The sequence below is a fragment of the Ferrimonas futtsuensis DSM 18154 genome, assembly GCF_000422645.1.
Taxonomy (GTDB): domain Bacteria; phylum Pseudomonadota; class Gammaproteobacteria; order Enterobacterales; family Shewanellaceae; genus Ferrimonas; species Ferrimonas futtsuensis.
Genome location: NZ_AUGL01000002.1, coordinates 166,636 through 185,459, shown reverse-complemented (window position 1 = coordinate 185,459; position 18,824 = coordinate 166,636). Strand labels below are relative to the sequence as shown.

14 protein-coding genes are annotated in these 18,824 nt (G+C 59.7%); 6 read left to right on the top strand and 8 right to left on the bottom strand.

Going from position 1 to position 18,824, the window contains the following annotated elements; genetic code table 11:
- Nucleotides 1-27: 27 nt before the first annotated feature.
- On the bottom strand, nucleotides 28-1,776 hold the full coding sequence (locus G505_RS0102820; RefSeq protein WP_028108201.1) for an ABC transporter transmembrane domain-containing protein: 1,749 nt from the start codon (nucleotides 1,774-1,776) through the stop codon (nucleotides 28-30).
- 651 nt (nucleotides 1,777-2,427) lie between these two features.
- On the opposite strand from G505_RS0102820, the gene G505_RS0102815 reads away from it, so the two are divergent.
- Nucleotides 2,428-2,862: a hypothetical protein gene (locus tag G505_RS0102815; protein WP_157508991.1), complete on the top strand. Its 435-nt coding sequence runs from the start codon at nucleotides 2,428-2,430 to the stop codon at nucleotides 2,860-2,862.
- Nucleotide 2,863: 1 nt separating this feature from the next.
- Here the strand turns inward: G505_RS0102815 and G505_RS0102810 are convergent, their stop codons facing one another.
- From G505_RS0102810 to G505_RS20400, 3 genes are read right to left on the bottom strand one after another with little or no spacing between them, the layout of a single operon-like run.
- Nucleotides 2,864-5,899, bottom strand: a complete 3,036-nt coding sequence (locus G505_RS0102810; RefSeq protein ID WP_028108199.1) for an efflux RND transporter permease subunit — start codon at nucleotides 5,897-5,899, stop codon at nucleotides 2,864-2,866.
- Between the two features lie 8 nt (nucleotides 5,900-5,907).
- A complete protein-coding gene (locus G505_RS0102805; protein WP_028108198.1) occupies nucleotides 5,908-6,969 on the bottom strand; it encodes an efflux RND transporter periplasmic adaptor subunit in 1,062 nt (353 codons plus the stop codon).
- Nucleotide 6,970: 1 nt separating this feature from the next.
- On the bottom strand, nucleotides 6,971-7,990 hold the full coding sequence (locus tag G505_RS20400) for an efflux RND transporter periplasmic adaptor subunit (protein WP_169628185.1): 1,020 nt from the start codon (nucleotides 7,988-7,990) through the stop codon (nucleotides 6,971-6,973).
- Nucleotides 7,991-8,201: 211 nt separating this feature from the next.
- On the opposite strand from G505_RS20400, the gene G505_RS20395 reads away from it, so the two are divergent.
- The gene (locus G505_RS20395) at nucleotides 8,202-8,924 is read left to right on the top strand and encodes a TetR/AcrR family transcriptional regulator (RefSeq protein ID WP_051215830.1); all 723 of its coding nucleotides are present in this window, start codon (nucleotides 8,202-8,204) and stop codon (nucleotides 8,922-8,924) included.
- Nucleotides 8,925-8,963: 39 nt separating this feature from the next.
- On the opposite strand, the gene G505_RS0102790 is transcribed toward G505_RS20395, so the two are convergent.
- The 3 genes from G505_RS0102790 to G505_RS0102780 are packed head-to-tail and all read right to left on the bottom strand — an operon-like array spanning nucleotide 8,964 to nucleotide 11,924.
- Nucleotides 8,964-10,040 carry an ABC transporter permease gene (locus G505_RS0102790; RefSeq protein WP_051215829.1) on the bottom strand — a complete coding sequence of 359 codons (1,077 nt, stop codon included), beginning with the start codon at nucleotides 10,038-10,040 and terminating at the stop codon, nucleotides 8,964-8,966.
- Nucleotides 10,041-10,054: 14 nt separating this feature from the next.
- Nucleotides 10,055-10,981 carry an ABC transporter ATP-binding protein gene (locus G505_RS0102785; RefSeq protein ID WP_028108196.1) on the bottom strand — a complete coding sequence of 309 codons (927 nt, stop codon included), beginning with the start codon at nucleotides 10,979-10,981 and terminating at the stop codon, nucleotides 10,055-10,057.
- Nucleotides 10,974-11,924: an HlyD family secretion protein gene (locus tag G505_RS0102780; RefSeq protein WP_028108195.1), complete on the bottom strand. Its 951-nt coding sequence runs from the start codon at nucleotides 11,922-11,924 to the stop codon at nucleotides 10,974-10,976. The genes G505_RS0102785 and G505_RS0102780 overlap by 8 nt, the downstream gene beginning before the upstream one ends.
- Nucleotides 11,925-12,376: 452 nt before the next feature.
- Here G505_RS0102780 and G505_RS0102775 point away from each other — a divergent pair, with 452 nt between their 5' ends.
- A complete protein-coding gene (locus G505_RS0102775) occupies nucleotides 12,377-13,888 on the top strand; it encodes a phospholipase D family protein (RefSeq protein WP_028108194.1) in 1,512 nt (503 codons plus the stop codon).
- A 64-nt stretch (nucleotides 13,889-13,952) separates the two neighbouring features.
- Here G505_RS0102775 and G505_RS23425 read toward each other — a convergent pair whose 3' ends face one another.
- A complete protein-coding gene (locus G505_RS23425) occupies nucleotides 13,953-15,536 on the bottom strand; it encodes a S8 family serine peptidase (RefSeq protein ID WP_028108193.1) in 1,584 nt (527 codons plus the stop codon).
- Between the two features lie 603 nt (nucleotides 15,537-16,139).
- Here G505_RS23425 and G505_RS0102765 point away from each other — a divergent pair.
- The 3 genes from G505_RS0102765 (at nucleotide 16,140) to G505_RS0102755 (ending at nucleotide 18,821) form a co-directional block, all read left to right on the top strand.
- Nucleotides 16,140-17,648 carry a flavocytochrome c gene (locus G505_RS0102765; RefSeq protein ID WP_028108192.1) on the top strand — a complete coding sequence of 503 codons (1,509 nt, stop codon included), beginning with the start codon at nucleotides 16,140-16,142 and terminating at the stop codon, nucleotides 17,646-17,648.
- 10 nt (nucleotides 17,649-17,658) lie between these two features.
- Nucleotides 17,659-18,024 carry a cytochrome c3 family protein gene (locus G505_RS0102760; protein WP_028108191.1) on the top strand — a complete coding sequence of 122 codons (366 nt, stop codon included), beginning with the start codon at nucleotides 17,659-17,661 and terminating at the stop codon, nucleotides 18,022-18,024.
- A gap of 62 nt (nucleotides 18,025-18,086) precedes the next feature.
- Complete coding sequence (locus tag G505_RS0102755) at nucleotides 18,087-18,821, top strand: cupin domain-containing protein (RefSeq protein WP_425402166.1); 735 nt, start codon at nucleotides 18,087-18,089, stop codon at nucleotides 18,819-18,821.
- The last annotated feature ends 3 nt before the right edge of the window (nucleotides 18,822-18,824 follow it).

Sequence of the window (18,824 nt, the reverse complement as noted above, 5' to 3'; positions counted from 1 at the left end):
CGCAGGCAATGGCCTGCATTGTACGACTTAACTCACCAGTTGCAGATCCGCCAGCTCCTTATAGAGGGCGTTTCTGGCCACCAGTTCGCTATGGGTACCCACGGCGATGATTCGTCCCTGCTCCATCACCACGATACGGTCCGCATTGACCACGGTGGCCAGGCGATGGGCGATGATCACCGTAGTCTTGCCCCGCATCAGCTCGTCCAGGGCCAGCTTCACCAGTTGTTCACTGGCGGCATCCAGGGCACTGGTGGCCTCATCCAGCAGCAATACCGGCCTGTCGGCCAGCAATGCCCGGGCGATGGCGATCCGCTGTTTCTGACCGCCGGAGAGGCGCACGCCGCGCTCTCCCAGGTTGGTGTCATACCCCTGAGGCAGGGCTTCAATGAATTCATGGGCCCGGGCAGCGCGACAGGCGCCCTTGACCTCCTCCAGAGTGGCGTCAGGCCGGCCATAACGCACATTCTCCAAGGCGCTGCTGGCAAAGATCACCGACTCCTGGGGCACCAGGGCAAACTGACGGCGAATATCCTGAGGATCCAGTGAGGTCAGGTCTACGCCATCAAGCAGCACCCTGCCCTGATTGGGCAGGTAGAACTGTTGCAGCAGCTGAAACAGGGTGGATTTGCCGGCACCACTGGGTCCCACCAGTGCTACCCGCTCACCGGGTTTGAGGGTCAGATTCAGCTGTTCGAGCACCGCCTTATCCGGGGCACTGGGGTAGGCAAAAGAGAGGTTATCCAGAGTCAGCTCGCCGCACACAGGCTCAGGCAAAGCCAGGGGCGACTCCGGGGCCCGAATCTCCGGCTGGGTACTGAGCAGTTCCAACAGGCGTTCGGTGGCCCCGGCGGCCCGCTGCACCTCACCGATGACCTCGGAGACGGTGGCCACTGCACCGGCGACCATCACCGCATAGAAGAGAAACGCGGTCAATTCACCAGCACTCATGCCACCACTCAGCACTTCCAGAGCCCCCAACCAGGCCACCAGGGTGATGGCGCCAACGCTGAGCCCCATCACCAGGGCGATCAGCAGGCCCCGATGACGAATCCTATTGGCGGCGGCCTCGATCACCGCTTCCACCCGATCATTGAAGTTGCCCCTGTCCACCGTTTCATGGGTGTAGGATTGCACCGTGTGGATCTCATGAAGGGTTTCATCCACATAGGCACCGATGTCCGCCACCCTGTCCTGGCTGGCCTTGGCGTAAAGTCTCACCTTGGCGCCCAGCACACGAATGGGCACCAGCACCAGGGGCACTGCGACTGCGGTATACAGAGTCATCATCGGGCTGGTCACCAGCATCATCAACAGCCCCCCCACCAGGGTGACACTGGAACGCAGCGCCATGGAGAGGCTCATTCCCACCACGGTCTGGATCACCGTGGTATCACTGGTAAAACGGGAGATCACCTCACCGGTACGGGTGGTCTCGTAAAATCCGGGGGAAAGGGTCAACAGGTGGTTGTAGACGGTTCGGCGGATATCGGCACTGACCCGCTCCCCCAGCCAGGACATCAGGTAGAAACGGCAAAAGGCCGCCAGCGCCCCCAGCAGATTGATCCCCAACACCAGCAACATGATCTGATTTAGGCGTTGGCTGTTGTCCGACAAAAACCCCTCATCCACCAGCATCTTGCCCCCCTGGCCCAGAGCCAGCCAACTGAGGGAACCCACCGCCAGCGCCACACAGGCGGCAATCACCCGCCCCCGGTAGGGTTTGAGCAGTGACAGGATCCAGGGTACGACAGAGGTAAGGGGGGCGCGCTTCATCGACGGATGAGTCTCCAAAAAAATCGGGTGGCACAGAGAGTGTCACCCATCATAAACAAAAACGGTCCCGAAAGGGGATCTCAATAAATCAGGGGTTTTCTGACCTTCATCGCCCATGAGATCGCCCTGCGGGATCTGCCCCTGTGGCAGATGGATTCTTTGGCGTCAACAAGCCCACCTCGGCCCGGGCCCTGGCCCACGAACAGGGCGTGGGGGGGCGTCGCCGTCCTCCACGACCTCAATCAGGCGGCCCGCTACGCCACCACTGGGTGGCGCTGTCTTGTTTGGCGCACATATTTCCGAAAAGCACTAGACTCCCTGGCGCATGTAAATGAAGTTACTGTTTTATTTCAGTTTTTTACATGGAGTTTTCTTGACTGGAACCGCCACAAGTTACCGGCGCCCCGCCTGGAACGCCGGTATGGGTGCAGGCCCGTTCGCCTTGATGTTCCCTAACTGGGATCGCCACAGGATCGCCGACTATCAGAGAGCATTGAGAATCCGGGAGCAACAAGGATGAACCAACAACTGATCACCCCAACCCCGGCAAGCCACCTCAGGGAGACATTGAGGCGGCAGGCCTATGAGCTTCCCATTCCCCTGCTTGTTCTCTGACTGTTCGGTGCACCCGAGCTGGTGGTGCTGTTTATTGTGACGCCTCTCGTATCTGCAGCTGTCTGGACCATCAAACTCACTCGTCATCCCCATCACTACGCCGTCAGCCTGACCGCCGACGCCATCGAGGGCCCCAGCGGCGATAGGGACTCCACCCCGGCCAACAAACCGAGACACCGCTTTTTGATCCGTGAGCTGGATCTGACCCGCTGCCCCCAGCCAGGCTGGCGCCAGTACTTTGTCAGCGAATACCGCCTCTACAGCAGCAGGGAAACGATGCCCAATCATCAGCCCCGCTCTGTGGTGATTCGCGGTGACCTGATTGGCAAGAGGCGTGCCAGAACCCTGGTGGAGCAGGCTTTGGAAGGGGGCCGAGCACTTCAGCAGACAAACAAAAAAAGGCCGGTCAGGGAGCTGACCGGCCAAGCGCCTTTGGAAGGCAAGGGAACTGAGTCTCCCAAGGGTCGATGAATCAGGGGGCCTTCACCTTATAGAAGATGGCGTAGAGCACCGGTACCACCACCAGGGTCAACAGGGTCGCAAAACCCAGGCCGAACATGATGGTCACCGCCAGCGACGCGAAGAACACATCAAACACCAGAGGGATCATCCCCAGGATGGTGGTCATGGCCGCATTGGTCACCGGCCGCACCCGGCTGATGGCGCTGTCGACAATGGCCTGATAGGGCGCTTTGCCGCTGGCCATCTCCAGGTTGATCTGGTCCATCAACACGATGCCGTTCTTCAATACCATGCCGCTGAGGCTAAGCAGCCCCAACAGGGCGGTGAAGGTAAAGGGCTGATTGGTCACCAGCAGCCCCACGGTCACCCCAATCAACGACAGAGGCACGGTCAACCAGATCACCGCCGGTTTCCTGAAGGAGTCAAACAGGAATACGGTGATGATGAACATGAACAGGTAGCCCATGGGCAGAGAGCCGAACAACATCGACTGGGCGTCGCCGGCGGATTCATACTCCCCGCCCCACTCCAGGCTGTATCCGGGTGGCAGCGGCAGGGCTTCCACCTGAGGGCGGATGCGACGGAACAGGGCGTCGGCGGTCTCCTCGCCCAGCACGTTGTGATCCGCCAGCACAGTAATAGTGCGCTTGCGGTTCTTACGCTGAATCAGCGACTCGGTCCACACCAGCTCGGTGTCGCGCACCACCTGCTGGATGGGCACATAGTTCTGCAGTGTGGGGCTCCACAGCTTGAGGTTGTCCAGGGTGGCGTAGTCATCCCGGTACTGCTGCTCCAGCCGGGTGACGATGGGCAGCATCCGGGTACCGTCCCGGTACATCCCCACTTCGGTGCCGCCAAAGGCCATCTTCAGGGTCTGGGCCACCGCATCGGTGCCGATGCCGAGCCGGCGAGCCTGGGACTCATCCATTACCGGCACCAGCTCCTTGGTCTGCTCACGCCAATCGTGGCGAATGCCCCGTGTGCCGGGATCCTGAGCCAGGATGTTCTCCACCTCGGCAGCCAGCTGACGCAGCACACGAGGATCGGCACCGGAGATGCGCGCCTCAATCTTGGACTTGGGTGATGGACCAATCTCCATCAACTTCAACTGGAACTGAGCCTGAGGGAAGCGTTCGGGCATCGCTTCGTCCAGACGATTGGCCAGCTCAAACATCTTCTCCTGATCCGGGCTGCGAATGGCCAGTTGGGCGTAAGAGGCGTAACTGTTCTCCGGTGCGTAGGTCAGGGTAAATCGGGGCATCCCCTGGCCCACGGTGGCGGCGACAAACTCGGTCTCCCTCTGCTCCAGTACATAGGCCTCGATCTCTTTGACCACCTGCTCTGTGCGGCGGATATCGGTGCCCTCGGGCAGCCACAGGTCCAGATAGAACATCGGAGTGTTGGAGGGTGGGAAGAACGCCTGTTTGACGTTACCGAAACCCACAATGGCCCCCGCCAACATCAGCACCATGGCCACCACAGTGGTCTTGCGGTAGTTGAGGCACCAGTTCAACAAGGCACCAAACACCTTGAAGATGCCGCCTTGATAGGGGTCCTCACTGCTCTGCTCACCCTGGGGCGTTGGTAACATCAGGTCCGCCAGGAAAGGTGTCAAAGTCAAGGCGGTTACCCAGCTCAGGAAAAGCGAGAACAGCAGGACATAAAACAGAGAGTTCATAAACTCGCCGGTGGCATCGGCGGACAGGCCGATGGGGGCGAAGGCCACGATGGCGATCACCGTGGCACCAAGCAGAGGCCACTGGGACTGCTTGACGATATCCTTACAGGCGTCCAGTTTGCTGCGGCCACGCTGCATCCCCACCAGGATCCCCTCGACCACCACGATGGCGTTGTCCACCAGCATCCCCAGGGCGATGATCAGTGCCCCCAGGGAGATGCGCTGCAGCTCAATGCCGTCGTACTCCATCATGATGAAGGTGCCCAGCATGGTCAGCAGCAGCACGATGCCGATGATCAGGCCACTGCGCAGCCCCATGGTGAACAGCAGGATGACGATGACAATGGCCACCGCTTCCGCCAGGCTGATCAGGAAGCCATTGACCGAACTCTCCACCTCCTGAGGCTGGTGATACAGGGGATGCAACTCGATGCCCACAGGCCTGTCCTGCATCAGTTCCGCCATGCGCTGATCGATGGCACGTCCCACCTCCACCACGTTGACGCCATCGGAGAAGGCGATGCCCAGGCTCAGCGCCTGCTGGCCATTGAAGCGCAGCAGATGGGTTGGGACCTCCTGAAATCCCCGGTGCAGAGTGGCCACATCACTCAGACGCACCAGCTGGCCAGTGTCCCGGCCATGGATGATGGGATCCATGCTGGAACCCTGAGCGGTGGGGCGCAGATAGAGAGATTCCCCATTGATGGTCATCTTGCCGGCGTCCAGCACCGCATTCTGCTGAGTCAGCAGGTTGATTACCTGAGCCATATCCAGATTCAGCGCCGCCAGGCGGGTCAACGAAAGCTCGATAAATGCCTGCTCCTGCTGCTCGCCGGAGATGTCGACCTTGCCCACGCCATCGATCAGTTCCAGCTCACGGCGCAGCATATCCACATACTGCTTCAGGTCGTCATACTGGAAGCTGTTGCCAGTCACCAGATAGAGCACACCAAACACATCGCCAAAGTCATCCACCACCTGGGGAGGGTAGGCACCGGAGGGCAGTTGAGACCCCAGATCGTTGACCTTACGACGCAGCTCATCCCAGATCTGAGGCAACTCCTCGGCGCCATAAATGGAGTCCATCTCCACGGTGATCTGAGACAGCCCAGGGGCTGAGGTGGAGGTGATCTTCTTGACGTAGGGCAGCAGTCGGATCGCCTTCTCAATGGGATAGGTCAGCTCCTCCTCCACCTCCTCGGCGGTGGCCCCGGGATACATGGAGATCACCATCGCCTTTTTAATGGTGAAGGCGGGGTCCTCCAGGCGTCCCAGATTCATAAAGGAGGAGCTGCCCCCCAGCGCTAGCAAGATCAGGAACATCCAGCTGATGACGCGATGTTTGATTGTGTACTGTGCAATATTCATTATCTGTTTCAGTCCTTCTCGACCACTACCACGCGCTTATTGGGTCTCAGTCGAGACAATCCTGTGGTGATCACCCGATCACCGCTGGAGATGCGGCCCACCACCAGGGCACCCTCCTGCCCCATCTGCACCACCTCCACCGGCACTGGCTGCACAGTCTCCCCTTGGAGAATCCACACCTGGAAGCCGGGCTGATCCCCCCTGGACTGCAGGGCGGTGATCGGCAGCCGATAGCCACTGGTGGAAGGCAATCCGGCCTGACGCAGGTCCAGATGCACCTCCACCGCCTGACCGGGCAACAGGCCCAGATCCGTGCCAAACGCCGCCAAGCGGGCGATGTAGCTGCCTCGCTGCTCATCCAGCTTCAGGGAGTGCTCCAGATAGGTCATCTCCAGCGCCCCCTCTTTACCAAGAACGGTCACTCTAGGCCGGTAATTGGCGTTGGGAATGAAGTTAACCGCATGACTGAGCAAAGTATCTGGAATGTCCATCTCCACGTCGGTGCGGTCGCTGCGATACAGGGTCATGACGGTTTCACCGGGAGAGGCGGTCTCATAGGCCTGCTTATCCAGGGCATCCACCACCCCGTCGAAGGGAGCGCGCAACTCGGTGTAGGTGAGCCTCGCTTCGGCAGACTTGAGGTTGACCCTGGCCAGCCTCAGCTGAGCGGTCAGTTCATCAAACTCCGCTTGGGCCACCAGCCCCTTATCCAGCAGTACTGAGGAACGTTGCCACTGTCGTTGCAACAACTCCTTCTGTGCCTTGGCGTCCTGCCACTGCTGTTGGGGGATGTCGTCGTCCAGCCGGGCCAATATCTGGCCCTTTTTCACCTGTTGGCCGGGCAGGACGTTGAGGCTCTCCAGCTTGCCCTCGATACGAAACGCCATGCGGGTCATCTCGGCCACGGACACCTGGCCGTTGAACAGGCGCTCTGACACCTGCTCGGGGGCAGTCAGTAGTTGGGCTTCCACCCTCTGAGCCGCCGCTGGTTCAATTGTGGTGTCTTGGGAACAACCGGACATCAGGGCCAGCAGCACGGAAGTCAGCGCCAATCTCTTCAACGTTTTCATCTTAAATTCCTCGCTCCCGCTCCCATACGCGAACCTTCTGCCCCTTCATCAGTCGACTGGCACCGGCGGCCACTATGCGATCGCCACGGCTGAGGCCAGAAACCACCAGACCCTGCTCATCCACCGTCACCTCGACTTCGCTGAGGGTGTCGGTGGCAGGATCGATGCGCCACACCACGGGGTTGTCCCCCTTGTACTTCACCACCGCCCCCTTGGGCAGGGGAACAGGCTGCATCTCCTCATTGAGAGTGCTCAGCTCGACCCAGGCATTCATGCCGGTCAGGGCATTAACCTTGTGAGGCCTTGGAAGAGAGAGAGTTACCCGGTAGCTGTTGGTGTCTGGGTCGGGCTGAGAGGCAAACTCCTTGACCCTGGCCCCCAGATAACGACCGGGACGACCGGTGAAGCTGACGGTGGCAGCCAGGGTGTCCGCCTCCAGCATCTCGGCACCGTACTGCACCGGCAGGTTAAAGCTGATGTCCACCTGATCATTGTTCTCCAGCTGCATCATCATCTGGTTGGCGGCCATCACCTCTCCGGCGCGGGCATGGGTCAGGGCGACGTAGCCATCGAAGGGCGCCCGCAGCCTGGTGTCGTTAAGGTCGGTCTGCGCCTGGGCAAGACGAGCCCTGGCGACCTGAAGGTCGGTCCTGGAGCGATCATACTGGTCTTCACTGATCAGCTTGCGCTCAAACAGCTTGGCATCACGTTCTGAGCGGATAGCCGCCAGATCCAGTTCCGCCTGTCTGGCCTGTACGGCCAGTTCATAGTCGGTGGGATCCAGCTCCGCCAGCAGTTGGCCCTGACGAACAAACTGGCCCATGCGCACATAGAGGCCCCGCAATTCGCCTGAGATGCGAAATGCCATGGCGGCATGCAGGGTGGCGGACACCTCCGCCGCAAAAGGAGTGACCTGTTGCTGATTACCGACCACCATCGCCTTGACCGGCTGGATAGATTGGGCCGGCTCGGACTCCCTCTGGGGTTGGGCAACGGCGCTCCATGCCATTACAATGGTCATCAATAAGATTCGCTTCGAATGGGACGTGATTTTCGAAGTAACTGCAGTATTTAACATGGTGAGCCACGCATACGCTGTTAAAAGTGGATTTACTATACGAGCGTATAGCCTATATACTGCACAGGCGGATAGCAAGCGTTACTATCCAAATGTGTAGCAAATAAAGTTCGGCTAATGCGCCCGCTTAGGCGTGGTTAATGAGTGAGGACCAATGACAGCAAAACGATCCGGAAGACAGAGCGCCAGCTCGGCTCAGCAGACCCGAAAAGGGATACTGTGCGCGGCCGCCGAGCTTTTTGTCGAAAAGGGGTTTGATCGGGTCTCCGTCCGGGAGCTCGCCGACAAGGCCGGCGTTTCCCACGGACTGATCCGCCATCATTTCGGCAGCAAACAGCAGATCTGGGAGCAGATCTGCGATCTGGTGCTGGAAGATGTACTACTCCAGGTCAAGACGATTCTGGCGGAACTGGACCCAAAGGTACCCGCCAACGAGCGCTACTTTTATCTGATCTCCCGTTTCCTGGCGACTCAGCTCCAGGACCCTCGCCCCATGCGACTGATGGTGGACGCGGTTCGGGACAACGAAATGCTGTTTAACTACTTCCAGGAGGCCCCCGCCGACATCGAGCAGCTGATGGACTCGGAGCTCAGGGCCGTCCAGGCTCAGGGCTACCTGCCCGGAATGCAAGTCAAAGAGATGAAGTGGCTGATCTGCATGTTCAGCGACGCGCCCGCCACTCTGGCACCACTGCTGGTTGACGTCTATGACACCGATCTGAACGATGCCCGGGTTCAGCACTGGATGCTCGCCTGTCGCCTGCTGGCCAACCCTCTGGGGATCCCTCTCGATAAGCTTCCCACTCCGGCAACTCTGGAGGAGGTGGCCCTGCCCTGGCCTCGCTGCATCACCGACGGCATGTGTGAAGCCTCCTAATTCATCGGGCCCCGCAGTGCGGGGCCTTGTGCGTTGGCGTTAATCCAGGCTCTTCTTGAATCTCAGTGACGCCAGCATCAAACCCAGCACGGTGAACCCCGCCAGCCAGAGAGAGTCTGGCCACATGGCCCCCAGATCCGAGCCTCGCAGCACCACCCCGCGAATCAACCGCATAAAGTGGGTGGCTGGCAGCACCTCGGCTATCCACTGGGCCGCATTCGGCATCGCCTCATAGGGAAACATGAAGCCGGACAACAGAATCGAGGGCAGCAGCACGAACACCGTCATCTGCATCGCCTGCAGCTGGGTGGTGGCGATGGTGGAGATCACCAGGCCCAGGGTCAGACTGGCGGCGATAAACAGCAGAGTGGCGAACAGCAACTGGGTCAGATCCCCGTTGATGGGGACACCAAATACCGACACCCCCAACCCCAGGATGATCGCGACCTGCAGCAGACCAATAAAGATATAGGGGATGATCTTCGCCACCATCAGCTCCAGAGAGTGTACCGGAGTGGTGATCAGCAGCTCCAGGTTGCCCCTCTCCCGCTCCCGAACGATGGCTGCCGAGGTAAACAGGATCATGGTCATGGTCAGGATCACCCCCAGCAGCCCCGGGACAATGTTCACCGCCGAGCGCCTTGACGGGTTGTAGAACAGCGCCACCTCGAAGGTGTTGGGCGCCTTGGGTTTGGAGACAATAAGATCGCTCAGTGGCATGGTCTGCAGCTGCAGCAAAGCGGAACTGATCATGGTGTCCGAACCGTCCACCAGCCACTGACCCAGGGTGCGCCCCTGAGCCGCCCTCTGGGTGAGGTCATGGGGCAGTACCAGGGCAGCCCGCACCCGACCGGCGGCGATCGCCTGCTCCGCCTCGACCACAGTGGCCAGCTTCTCAGTCACCTCAACCACCTGAGTGGCCTTCACCGACTCGGTGACCACCCGTCCCAGGGTCGCCTGACTCTGGTCCACCACGGCCACAGGAATGTTGCGCACATCGGTATTGATGGCAAAGCCAAACAGCAACAGCTGAATCAGCGGGATCATCACCACCATGCCAAAGGTGATGCGATCCCGGGACAGTTGGCGCAGCTCCTTGAACACAATGGCCAGCATACGATTAATACTGTTCACTGTCGGCCCTCCCCGGTACAGGTGACAAACACATCTTCCAGGCTGGGCCGGGCCAGAGTCAGCTCGGCATCGGTCAATTCGGGGAACTGCTGGCGCAACCAACGAATGGGTTCCGACACCGATTTGTCCACCAACACCCGCAAGCGTATTCCCAGCTGGGCGGCAGAGCGGATCTCATCCAAAGACAGCAGTGCCGACTTGAGCCTGCGCAGTTCCGGTGCTTCCACCTCCACCACGCTGACCCCCATCTCCTGCATCAGGGTTTCCGGGGCGCCGTCGGCACGCACCACGCCCGACTCCATAATAGCCAAACCGTGGCAACGCTCTGCCTCATCCATATAGTGGGTGGTCACCAAGATGGTGGTGCCCCCATCGGAGAGATCGAACAACTGCTCCCAGAATTCGCGACGATTCTCCGGGTCCACCGCCGAAGTGGGCTCATCCAGGAACAGCAGGTCCGGCTTGTGCATGGTGGCCGCCGCCAGCCCGAGCCGCTGCTTCTGACCACCACTCATTCCTCCGGCCCTCTGGTTAATCAGGCGGGTCAGGCCATAGGTCGCCAGCTGGTCTTCTATCCTTTGCCTCAGTTCAGCCCGGCCCATGCCATAGATCTGGCCAATAAACTCCAGGTTTTCCTTCACGGTCAGATCGTCGTAGAGGGAGAACTTCTGGGTCATGTAGCCGATACGCAGGCGCAGCTCCTCCGCCTGACGGGGGATCTCCAACCCCAGCACAGACACACTGCCTTCACTGGGCATCAACAAGCCGGTCAACATGCGGATGGTGGTGGACTTGCCGCAACCGTTGGGCCCCAAAAAGCCGTAGATGCTGCCCTTGGGCACCTTGAGGTTGAGCCCGTCCACCGCCTTGAAGTCACCAAATCGCCTCACCAGGCCATCGGCTTCGATGGCGTAGTTAGTCATGGGGCATCTCCACCTGGGCAGGCACACCGGAGGGCAGTCTCATGGCCGAGTCTGGCAGAAGCACCTCGGCCAGGTAGACCAGGCGCGCCCGGTCCTGCTCATTCAGGGCATAATAGGGGGTAAATGCGGGCTCGGTGGCGATCCAGCGCAACGTGCCTTCAAAGGAGGCCTCCACCCCATCCACATGGACGGTGAGGGTCATCCCCGGGATCATCGCCACCCGGTATGGCTCAGGCACATAAACCCGGGCAAAGGGGGCCATCTCCGCCTGAATGGCCGCCACGATGCCGCTCATGGGCACCCGCTCACCCACGTTATAGGGCAGGCTGTCCAAAATCCCATCTCGGGTGGCCACCACAGTCAGGTCACTCAAAATCTGCTCCTGCAGCGCCTGCTCAGCTTGTGCTGCCTCCAGGGAAGCCTGAGCCTGAGTGATGTCCTCCACCCGGCTGCCCCGGGTCAACTTGATCAGCTGCTCATTGGCGGACTCACGCTCGGCGATGGCGGCATCCCGGTTGGCCAGCGCACTGTCCAGTTCCGCCTGGCTGGCGAGCTTTCTCTGCACCAGGGTGACGGCACGCTGATAGTTGGCCCGGGCCTCCACCAGGGTGGCTTCCACCCGATGCAGATTGGCCTGGGCGGCGGCAATGTCCTCGGGACGCTCTCCGTTGGTCAGCCTGAGCAGATAGGCGTTGGCTTTAGCCACCTCGGCGCGGGCCCGGGCAACAATCGCTTTCTGCTGAGTATCGTCCAGCACCACCAGCACATCGCCTTGATGGACAGGACTGCCTTCGGCTATGGGCGTGCTGCGTACTATCTGATTGGCGGTGGCAGTAAGAATCACCCGGTCCCGCTCCAGGGTACCCAGCGCCATGGAGGCGCCGTCACCACTACAGGCTGCCAGAAGAGGAAGAGAAAGAAAGAGGGAGAACAGGGCTCTCATCTGTGGGTCACTCCATAATCTGTGAATGACGACAGTCTAGGCTTCAGGCATTAATTCACCAGAGGATTAATTCCCACTTTGGGCCCAATTTGATGAATAAGCAAGTTAGAACAGCTTGAGAACAAAGAGGAAGTTTGAATCAGGCTCAGGGGAGGGCGAGGCAAGAAGGTGCTAAGACTGGGCCCCCATACAGACCGGAGAGGGCGCTCCCCTCTTTCAACGACACCGCCAAAGTCAGACCCCGCCGACAAAATGAACACCATTGAGATCTGGGTCACAACAAGGCTGAGCAGGAAACCGTGATCCTTTAAACCCTGGGGTCCGTAGACATTGATGATCACCTGTTGTTCACGACAACCCGCCTTAACGGCCCTCTGGCCGTTTTTTTTTGCTTGTTACTCAGGCTAACCCATTGCTAGGCTTAATATTCATTCCTATATGGACCCAGCCCAATGGCCAAACACCTGCTGATGCTTTTCTGCCTGCTGCTTGCCGGCTGTGCCACCTCGCTGCCGCAGGTGGCTCAGACTCCCAGTCACAGCCGGCCGGCACCGGAACACAGCCCCCTATACCAGGCCTTTGCCCCTCTGGTGTCTGAACAAGCCGGGCTCAGCGGCGTCTACCCCATCTCGGATGGCCGTGAGGCACTGATCATCCGGCTACTGGCCGCCAGCCAGGCGGTCAGCAGCATCGATCTGCAGACCTACATCTATCGGGGCGATGACACTGGCCGCGCCCTGCTCTGGAGCCTGTGGCAAGCGGCGGAGCGAGGTGTCCGGGTGAGACTGCTGCTGGACGACATGCAGAGCGGCAAAGACGATGCCCTGTCACGCCTTAATCAGCACCCTAACATTCAGGTTCGCTTGTTTAACCCTTTCACAAACAGACGATGGCGCTCCCTGGAGATGCTGGCCAGTTTCGATAGGACCAACCGTCGAATGCACAACAAATCCATGGTGGTGGACGGCACGCTGGCGATTACCGGCGGCCGCAATATTGGCGATGAGTACTTTGCCGCCAATCAGCAGGTCAGTTTTGGTGACTTCGACGTGATGCTGCTGGGGCCTGCGGTCACCGAAACCGCCAGCCAGTTCGACTTGTACTGGAACAGTGGCTTTGCCATAGGCGTCGAGCACCTTATCCTCGAGCAGGAGGCGATCTCTACGGACCAGATAACCCGTGAGTTTGCCGAAGTGATTGAGCGGGATCAGGCCCGACAGCAGGCCTATATCGACTCCCTGCGCGATACGCCTCTGGTTCGCCACCTGACCGAGAAGACCCTGCCCCTCTATTGGGGTGAGATTCACGTGGTGGCCGACGCACCGGAAAAGGCGGCGGTCCAGGAACAGACGCCCACCCTGATGGTGGATGCCCTGACCCGCTACTTCGAAGCCACCAAGCACGACCTGTTGCTGGTTTCCCCCTACTTTGTCCCAGGTGAAGACGGGGTCAAAGCGCTGGCCCAATTGGTCAAACAGGGAGTCAGGGTGCGGGTGCTCACCAACTCCCTGGCCGCCACCGATGTGGTCGCCGTGCACTCCGGCTACAAAGGGTATCGCCAGGGGATGCTGGAGGCCGGGGTGGATCTGTGGGAAACCAAACGCCTGCCAGGCCTGGAACCGGGCGCCTGGAACGCCTCCTCTCAGGCGAGCCTGCACGCCAAAACCATGGTGTTTGACGGCGAGGTCCTGTTTGTCGGCTCCTTTAACCTCGATCCCCGCTCTGCCCAGATCAACACCGAGATGGGGGTGTTCATCCACTCAAATGAGCTGGCCGGAGCGGTGAACGACGGCCTGAATGAAGCACTGAGCCAGGTGGCCTACAAGCTGTCCCTGGAGCAGGGGGAACTCAGGTGGCACGATCTGGCAACGGGGGTCACCCAGGAAAGTGAGCCGGACGCAGGGTTTTGGCGGCGATTCGGGGCCTGGTTCCTGCAATGGCTGCCCATCGAGGACCAGTTATGACTGTGACGAAAAAGGGCCGGCAAACGCCGGCCCAACTCTTTCAGGAAATCACCTCTAACACGCTTTAGTTGGGCTTACCTTTAGGGCCCTTATCAGGCTTACCATTACCGCCGCCACCGGTGTCACCGCCACCGGAGCCTCCGGTGCAGCTGGCCAGGGCCAGGTGAGCATCGTAGGCGCGCACCAGTCCGTGTCCATAGGCATCATCGCGACCGGCCGCCCCCAGATCTTCGGCAGTACTGCTCAGGGCAGAACGAAGCTCGGCATTGCTGCAGGTGGGGTTGTTGCTCCACACCAGGGCCGCCACACCCACAACGTGTGGCGTGGCCATAGAGGTACCGTCGAAGTAGGCATAGTGATCCGTGGATACCGCCAGATTGGCGCTGCCCAGGCTGGCCTGCAGCGCGGCGCCGTCGGTGTCACTGATCCCCACAGACGGAATCTGGGTGGCCACCTCTCCAAGGGTGCCATACAACATGCCTGGTTCATTGTTGTAGATCACCGCACCGATGCCACCATTGCTTTCGCAGTTGAGCACCTTATCAGAGAAGCTGACATTGCCCCGGGCGATCAGACAGATCTTGCCGGAGGCGGCGCAGCTGGCCTCGCCGGTACCACAGTCCACCAGATCGCCGGACGCCGACTGGATGGGTGAACCATCCATCATGGCAGACGCGATGGCTCCACCATTCACGGTCAGATCCGACTTGGCGGCGCTGTTCATGGGCACGCTAGAGAGCACACCGACACCAGGGCCGGACAACTCAACCTGATTGGTCTGCTGAGAGAAGTCAGCCACCATCTTATTCTCATCGATGGCGGCAACAGACACCACGGAATCGTAGGACGCCGGATAGGAGTGACGGGTATTGCCATCGTTACCCGCCGCCGCAATGCTCAGAATTCCCTCAGAAAAAGCCTGATCGAAAGCGCGCATCTCGGTGCGGTTGGAGCGTGAGCCCCCAAGGCTCATGTTGATCACCATGCGATCCAGCTGGCGGTCTGCCTGGGCCGCCTTACAGGCATCCAATGCCGCCACCAGGCCCGAGGAGTAAGCCCAGCCATCGGCACCAAACACCTTGATGATGTGCAGGTTCAGGTTGCTGTTGGGCAGCACACCTACGACACCGACGTTGTTGGCCACACCAGCGATGGTGCCGGCCACGTGGGTACCGTGGCTGTTCTCATCGGTGTTCCAACTGCCTGTGCCGGGATCATCGGTACCCTGCACCGCGCCGTTGTGATTGAGGTCTTCGTGTCCGCCGTCATAGCCTGAGTCGATGATGCACACCAGTGTATTAGAGGCGGCCGCATCGGACAGCATGTCTGCCTGCACCATGGGAATGCCGTAGGGAACGGTTTCAGACATCATGTACCGCTTAACGTCCGCTTCCAGGTACTCAACGTTGGGGTTGTTCTGTAACCCCTTCAATGCCTGGGCCGGCAGACTGACGGACATGGCGTTATGATTGGCGAGCATCCGCTCAACCTTGCCCTTGCCCTGGGCAACACTGGCCGCCACTCCCTGTCCTTTGCCTGCCTTGAATTTAACGATATAGCGTTCCATCTCGGCCGCGTGGCTGAGGTTCACCAGACCAAGAGCCGCCAAAGTAGTGGCAGCCAGGGCACTTTTCTTTATCAGAGTCATAGGTTCTACCCATTGATAGTTATGATTATTACTTCCTTCAGGCCACGACTTCACACTGTGACAAAGAGCAACCTAGGCCGCCATTTCTGGTGTGTAAAGGCCGAATGATTGTCGTTTTCAGCCCGATGCATCATCACGGGCCTTTTACAACGAACAATTCGCCACGCTTTAGCGAATTGAAAGGCATAATCTCCAACAAAAACCAAAACCAGCACCGATTTCAGTTTTTTTCATCGGCCCACCCTTCAATTTCCAGTGTGATTTGCCAGAAAACCTTTCACACCAACACCTTGCAACATTTCATTAACCTGGACAGACCAGAACCTTTTTTTCTTACTAATCAGAGAGGAGTGAAAAAACTGTTTTGAAGGAGGTCACGGAATCTTCTGTCCCCCATTCGGCGATCCAAGCCACACTCTGCCCGGAATCTGAGAGGCGACTCGGATTCATTTCAACTCAGCTCTAATTTCATCTGCCATCTCAGTAAAATAGTTCATCCTGGCCGTCGCCGATGAGAACAGTTTCTCCATAGAGCCATCACGGCACGGGAAGCGGCATCCCCGTAACCTGCATCCCACACACACTCTCGACTTTGGAGAAATCATGTCGAACAGACGTTCATTCCTGCGACTCGGTGCCGGCCTGGCCGCCGGTGGCCTGGCAGCAGGATTGCCCGCGGTGGCAACCGCCGGCCCAGCCACCAAATGGGATGAAGAGGTTGATGTACTGGTGATCGGTTCCGGCTTCGCCGGCCTCTCCAGCGCACTGAATGCCAAACGTCAGGGGCTGGGCAAGGTCCTGGTCCTGGAGAAGATGCAAGTTATTGGGGGTAACTCCGCCATCAACGGCGGTTGGTTTGCCGTGCCCAACAACCCCATCCAACTTTCTCAGGGAATCGAAGACGACAGCCCGGCCGAACTGGTGAAGGATCAGATGATCTCCGGCCGGGGTATGGCCGATGAGGCGATGCTGACCCAGATCGCCGAACACGCACTGGGCGCCTACCACATGTGCGTCGATGCCGGGGTCGAGTTCCGCAAAAACTTCAACATCCAGGTCGGTGGCCACAACAAGGCCCGCGCCATCCGCACCAAGCACGGCACCGGCGGTGACATCACCACCAAGCTGTATGAAGCGGGTAAGAAAGAGGGCGTGGAGTATCGCCTGCAGCACTACATCGAGGACTTCATCCTCAACGACCAGGGTGAAGTAGAAGGTGTGGTGGTTCGCCGCGGCTATCGCTTCCCCGACCAGAAAACCGGTTCCCTGGTGCGCATCAAGGCCAATAAGGCAGTGATCTGCGCCTCCGGTGGCTTCACCCGCAACATGGCCCTGCGCGCCGCCGTGGACCCATCCCTGGATCCCACCCTGGACGGCACCAACCACCTGGGCGCCACCGGCGAAGTGATGCTGGCCGCCATGGCCCACGGAGCCCTGCCGGTTCACCTCAACATGATCCAGACCGGTCACTGGGGCTCTCCTGATGAAGGCGGCTTCGGCTGGTCCAACGCCCTGCTCTCCATCGGTTGGCACGAGGGGATCTCCGTCAGCGTACTGAGCGGCAAACGTTACATGAACGAGCGCGCCGACCGGCTGACCTGCTCCACCGCCATCATGAAAAACCGCCATCAGGACGGCACCCCTGCCTATCCGCTGGTGCTGTTCAACTACAACGACCACCCCGACGATGACCGTGTGGTCCGCGCCCTGCGGGACGAAATGGCCTGGAGGGTGGACAGCCTGGAGCAGCTGGCCGAGAAGTTCAACGTCCCTCTGGCCGAGCTGAAGCAGACCCTGGCCCAGTGGAACGCCCAGGTACCCAAACGCAACGATCCCGACTTCGGTCGCAAGATGGACACCGCCGTCGAGCTTAAGCCCCCCTTCGTGGTCAGCCGCATCTGGCCCAAGGTTCACTACTGCATGGGCGGCCTGAAAACCGACATGGGTGGCCGGGTGCTGGATTGCCGCACCATGAAGCCCATCAAAAAGCTGTACGGTGCCGGAGAGGTAACCGGTGGGGTACACGGCCACGCACGCCTGAGCTCCACCTCCTGCCTGGAGTGCCTGACCATGGGCATGATCGTGCCCAAGACCATCAAAGCGGACGCCTGAGGAGAACGCCATGAAACGAGTACTGATCTCCCTGGGACTGATGCTGGCCCTGTGCAATACCGCCCAGGCCGGTGATCTGGTCAAGGTAAAGGGGGCCACCAAAGGCCGCACCAACCACCATTTTATCTACGAAGAGGGCTGCAAAACCTGCCACCAGGGCTCTGCCCGCAAATACGTGGACGACAGCGCCTGCATCGACTGCCACGGCAACATCAACGACATCGAAGTGACCCGTGAACTGGTGCTCGAGGAAGCCAACCCTCACAAGAGCATCCACTTCAATCAGGGCGCCAGCTGCCTGGCCTGTCATGGCGAACACCAAACCAAGGCTCCGGTCTGCTCCGAGTGCCACCGCACCTGGTTCGACGAGATGTAACCCATTTGGCGGCAGGCCCCGCGCCTGCCGCCTCAAACACAACAATATATAGGAAGAGAATGATGAAGAAACTCGCACTGATCCTCGGCGCCCTGTGCTCCGGTTCCGTTATGGCCAACGCTCACCTGGAACACGCCCAGTTGCCCTACCAGCAGGCCACCGCCATTCCTTATGACTCCACCCCCTACTCTCCGCAGGCCACCATGCCCGAGCAGTGTCGTGACCCCTTGGTCGAGCAGTACATCGCCGACTGGGAAGCGGGCCGTGTGGATTTCAACACCATCAAGTCCAACGACTCCATCGCCAAAGACCAGCGTTTCTGTAAGACCATGGACGACGACGGCAACATCATGGAAGCCGAAGACTGCAAACTGGACAACGCCCCGGTGGGCTATCTGTGGAAGGAGCTGTCCGACGCCCCCGTGGTTATCGGCATCACCAACGGCGGCAAATCTGATCACGCCCCACACTTCCACGGCCAGCCTGAGTGCTACTACGCCGTCTCCGGCCGTGCCCGTACCCTGGCGGACGGCCAGTACAAGTGGATGGAGAAGGGCATGTACTTCTACATCCCCGGCAACACCATCCACAACACCCCCATCACCGACGAACAGGGCTTCGGCGTGATGTACTGGTATCCCAAGAACGCCCACTTCGATGGCTTCAAGTACTACTGGCGCAAAGACGTGAAGAACCTGCGTGTTGCCGAAGAGGCCTTCGACCGCGTCGACGCCCTGCGCAAGGCCGCCATGGACCTGGGGCCCTACGGCACCAACCAAGACAAATTCAAAAAATAAATA

What these genes read in the sequence shown, in the direction of transcription:
- G505_RS0102765 (WP_028108192.1), top strand. Translation starts at nt 16,140, where the DNA reads ATGTCGAACAGACGTTCATTCCTGCGACTCGGTGCCGGCCTGGCCGCC.
- G505_RS0102760 (WP_028108191.1), top strand. Translation starts at nt 17,659, where the DNA reads ATGAAACGAGTACTGATCTCCCTGGGACTGATGCTGGCCCTGTGCAAT.
- G505_RS20395 (WP_051215830.1), top strand. Translation starts at nt 8,202, where the DNA reads ATGACAGCAAAACGATCCGGAAGACAGAGCGCCAGCTCGGCTCAGCAG.
- G505_RS0102785 (WP_028108196.1), bottom strand. Translation starts at nt 10,981, where the DNA reads ATGACTAACTACGCCATCGAAGCCGATGGCCTGGTGAGGCGATTTGGT.
- G505_RS0102810 (WP_028108199.1), bottom strand. Translation starts at nt 5,899, where the DNA reads ATGAATATTGCACAGTACACAATCAAACATCGCGTCATCAGCTGGATG.
- G505_RS23425 (WP_028108193.1), bottom strand. Translation starts at nt 15,536, where the DNA reads ATGACTCTGATAAAGAAAAGTGCCCTGGCTGCCACTACTTTGGCGGCT.
- G505_RS0102780 (WP_028108195.1), bottom strand. Translation starts at nt 11,924, where the DNA reads ATGAGAGCCCTGTTCTCCCTCTTTCTTTCTCTTCCTCTTCTGGCAGCC.
- G505_RS0102755 (WP_425402166.1), top strand. Translation starts at nt 18,087, where the DNA reads ATGAAGAAACTCGCACTGATCCTCGGCGCCCTGTGCTCCGGTTCCGTT.
- G505_RS0102805 (WP_028108198.1), bottom strand. Translation starts at nt 6,969, where the DNA reads ATGAAAACGTTGAAGAGATTGGCGCTGACTTCCGTGCTGCTGGCCCTG.
- G505_RS0102775 (WP_028108194.1), top strand. Translation starts at nt 12,377, where the DNA reads ATGGCCAAACACCTGCTGATGCTTTTCTGCCTGCTGCTTGCCGGCTGT.
- G505_RS0102790 (WP_051215829.1), bottom strand. Translation starts at nt 10,040, where the DNA reads ATGCTGGCCATTGTGTTCAAGGAGCTGCGCCAACTGTCCCGGGATCGC.
- G505_RS20400 (WP_169628185.1), bottom strand. Translation starts at nt 7,990, where the DNA reads ATGACCATTGTAATGGCATGGAGCGCCGTTGCCCAACCCCAGAGGGAG.
- G505_RS0102820 (WP_028108201.1), bottom strand. Translation starts at nt 1,776, where the DNA reads ATGAAGCGCGCCCCCCTTACCTCTGTCGTACCCTGGATCCTGTCACTG.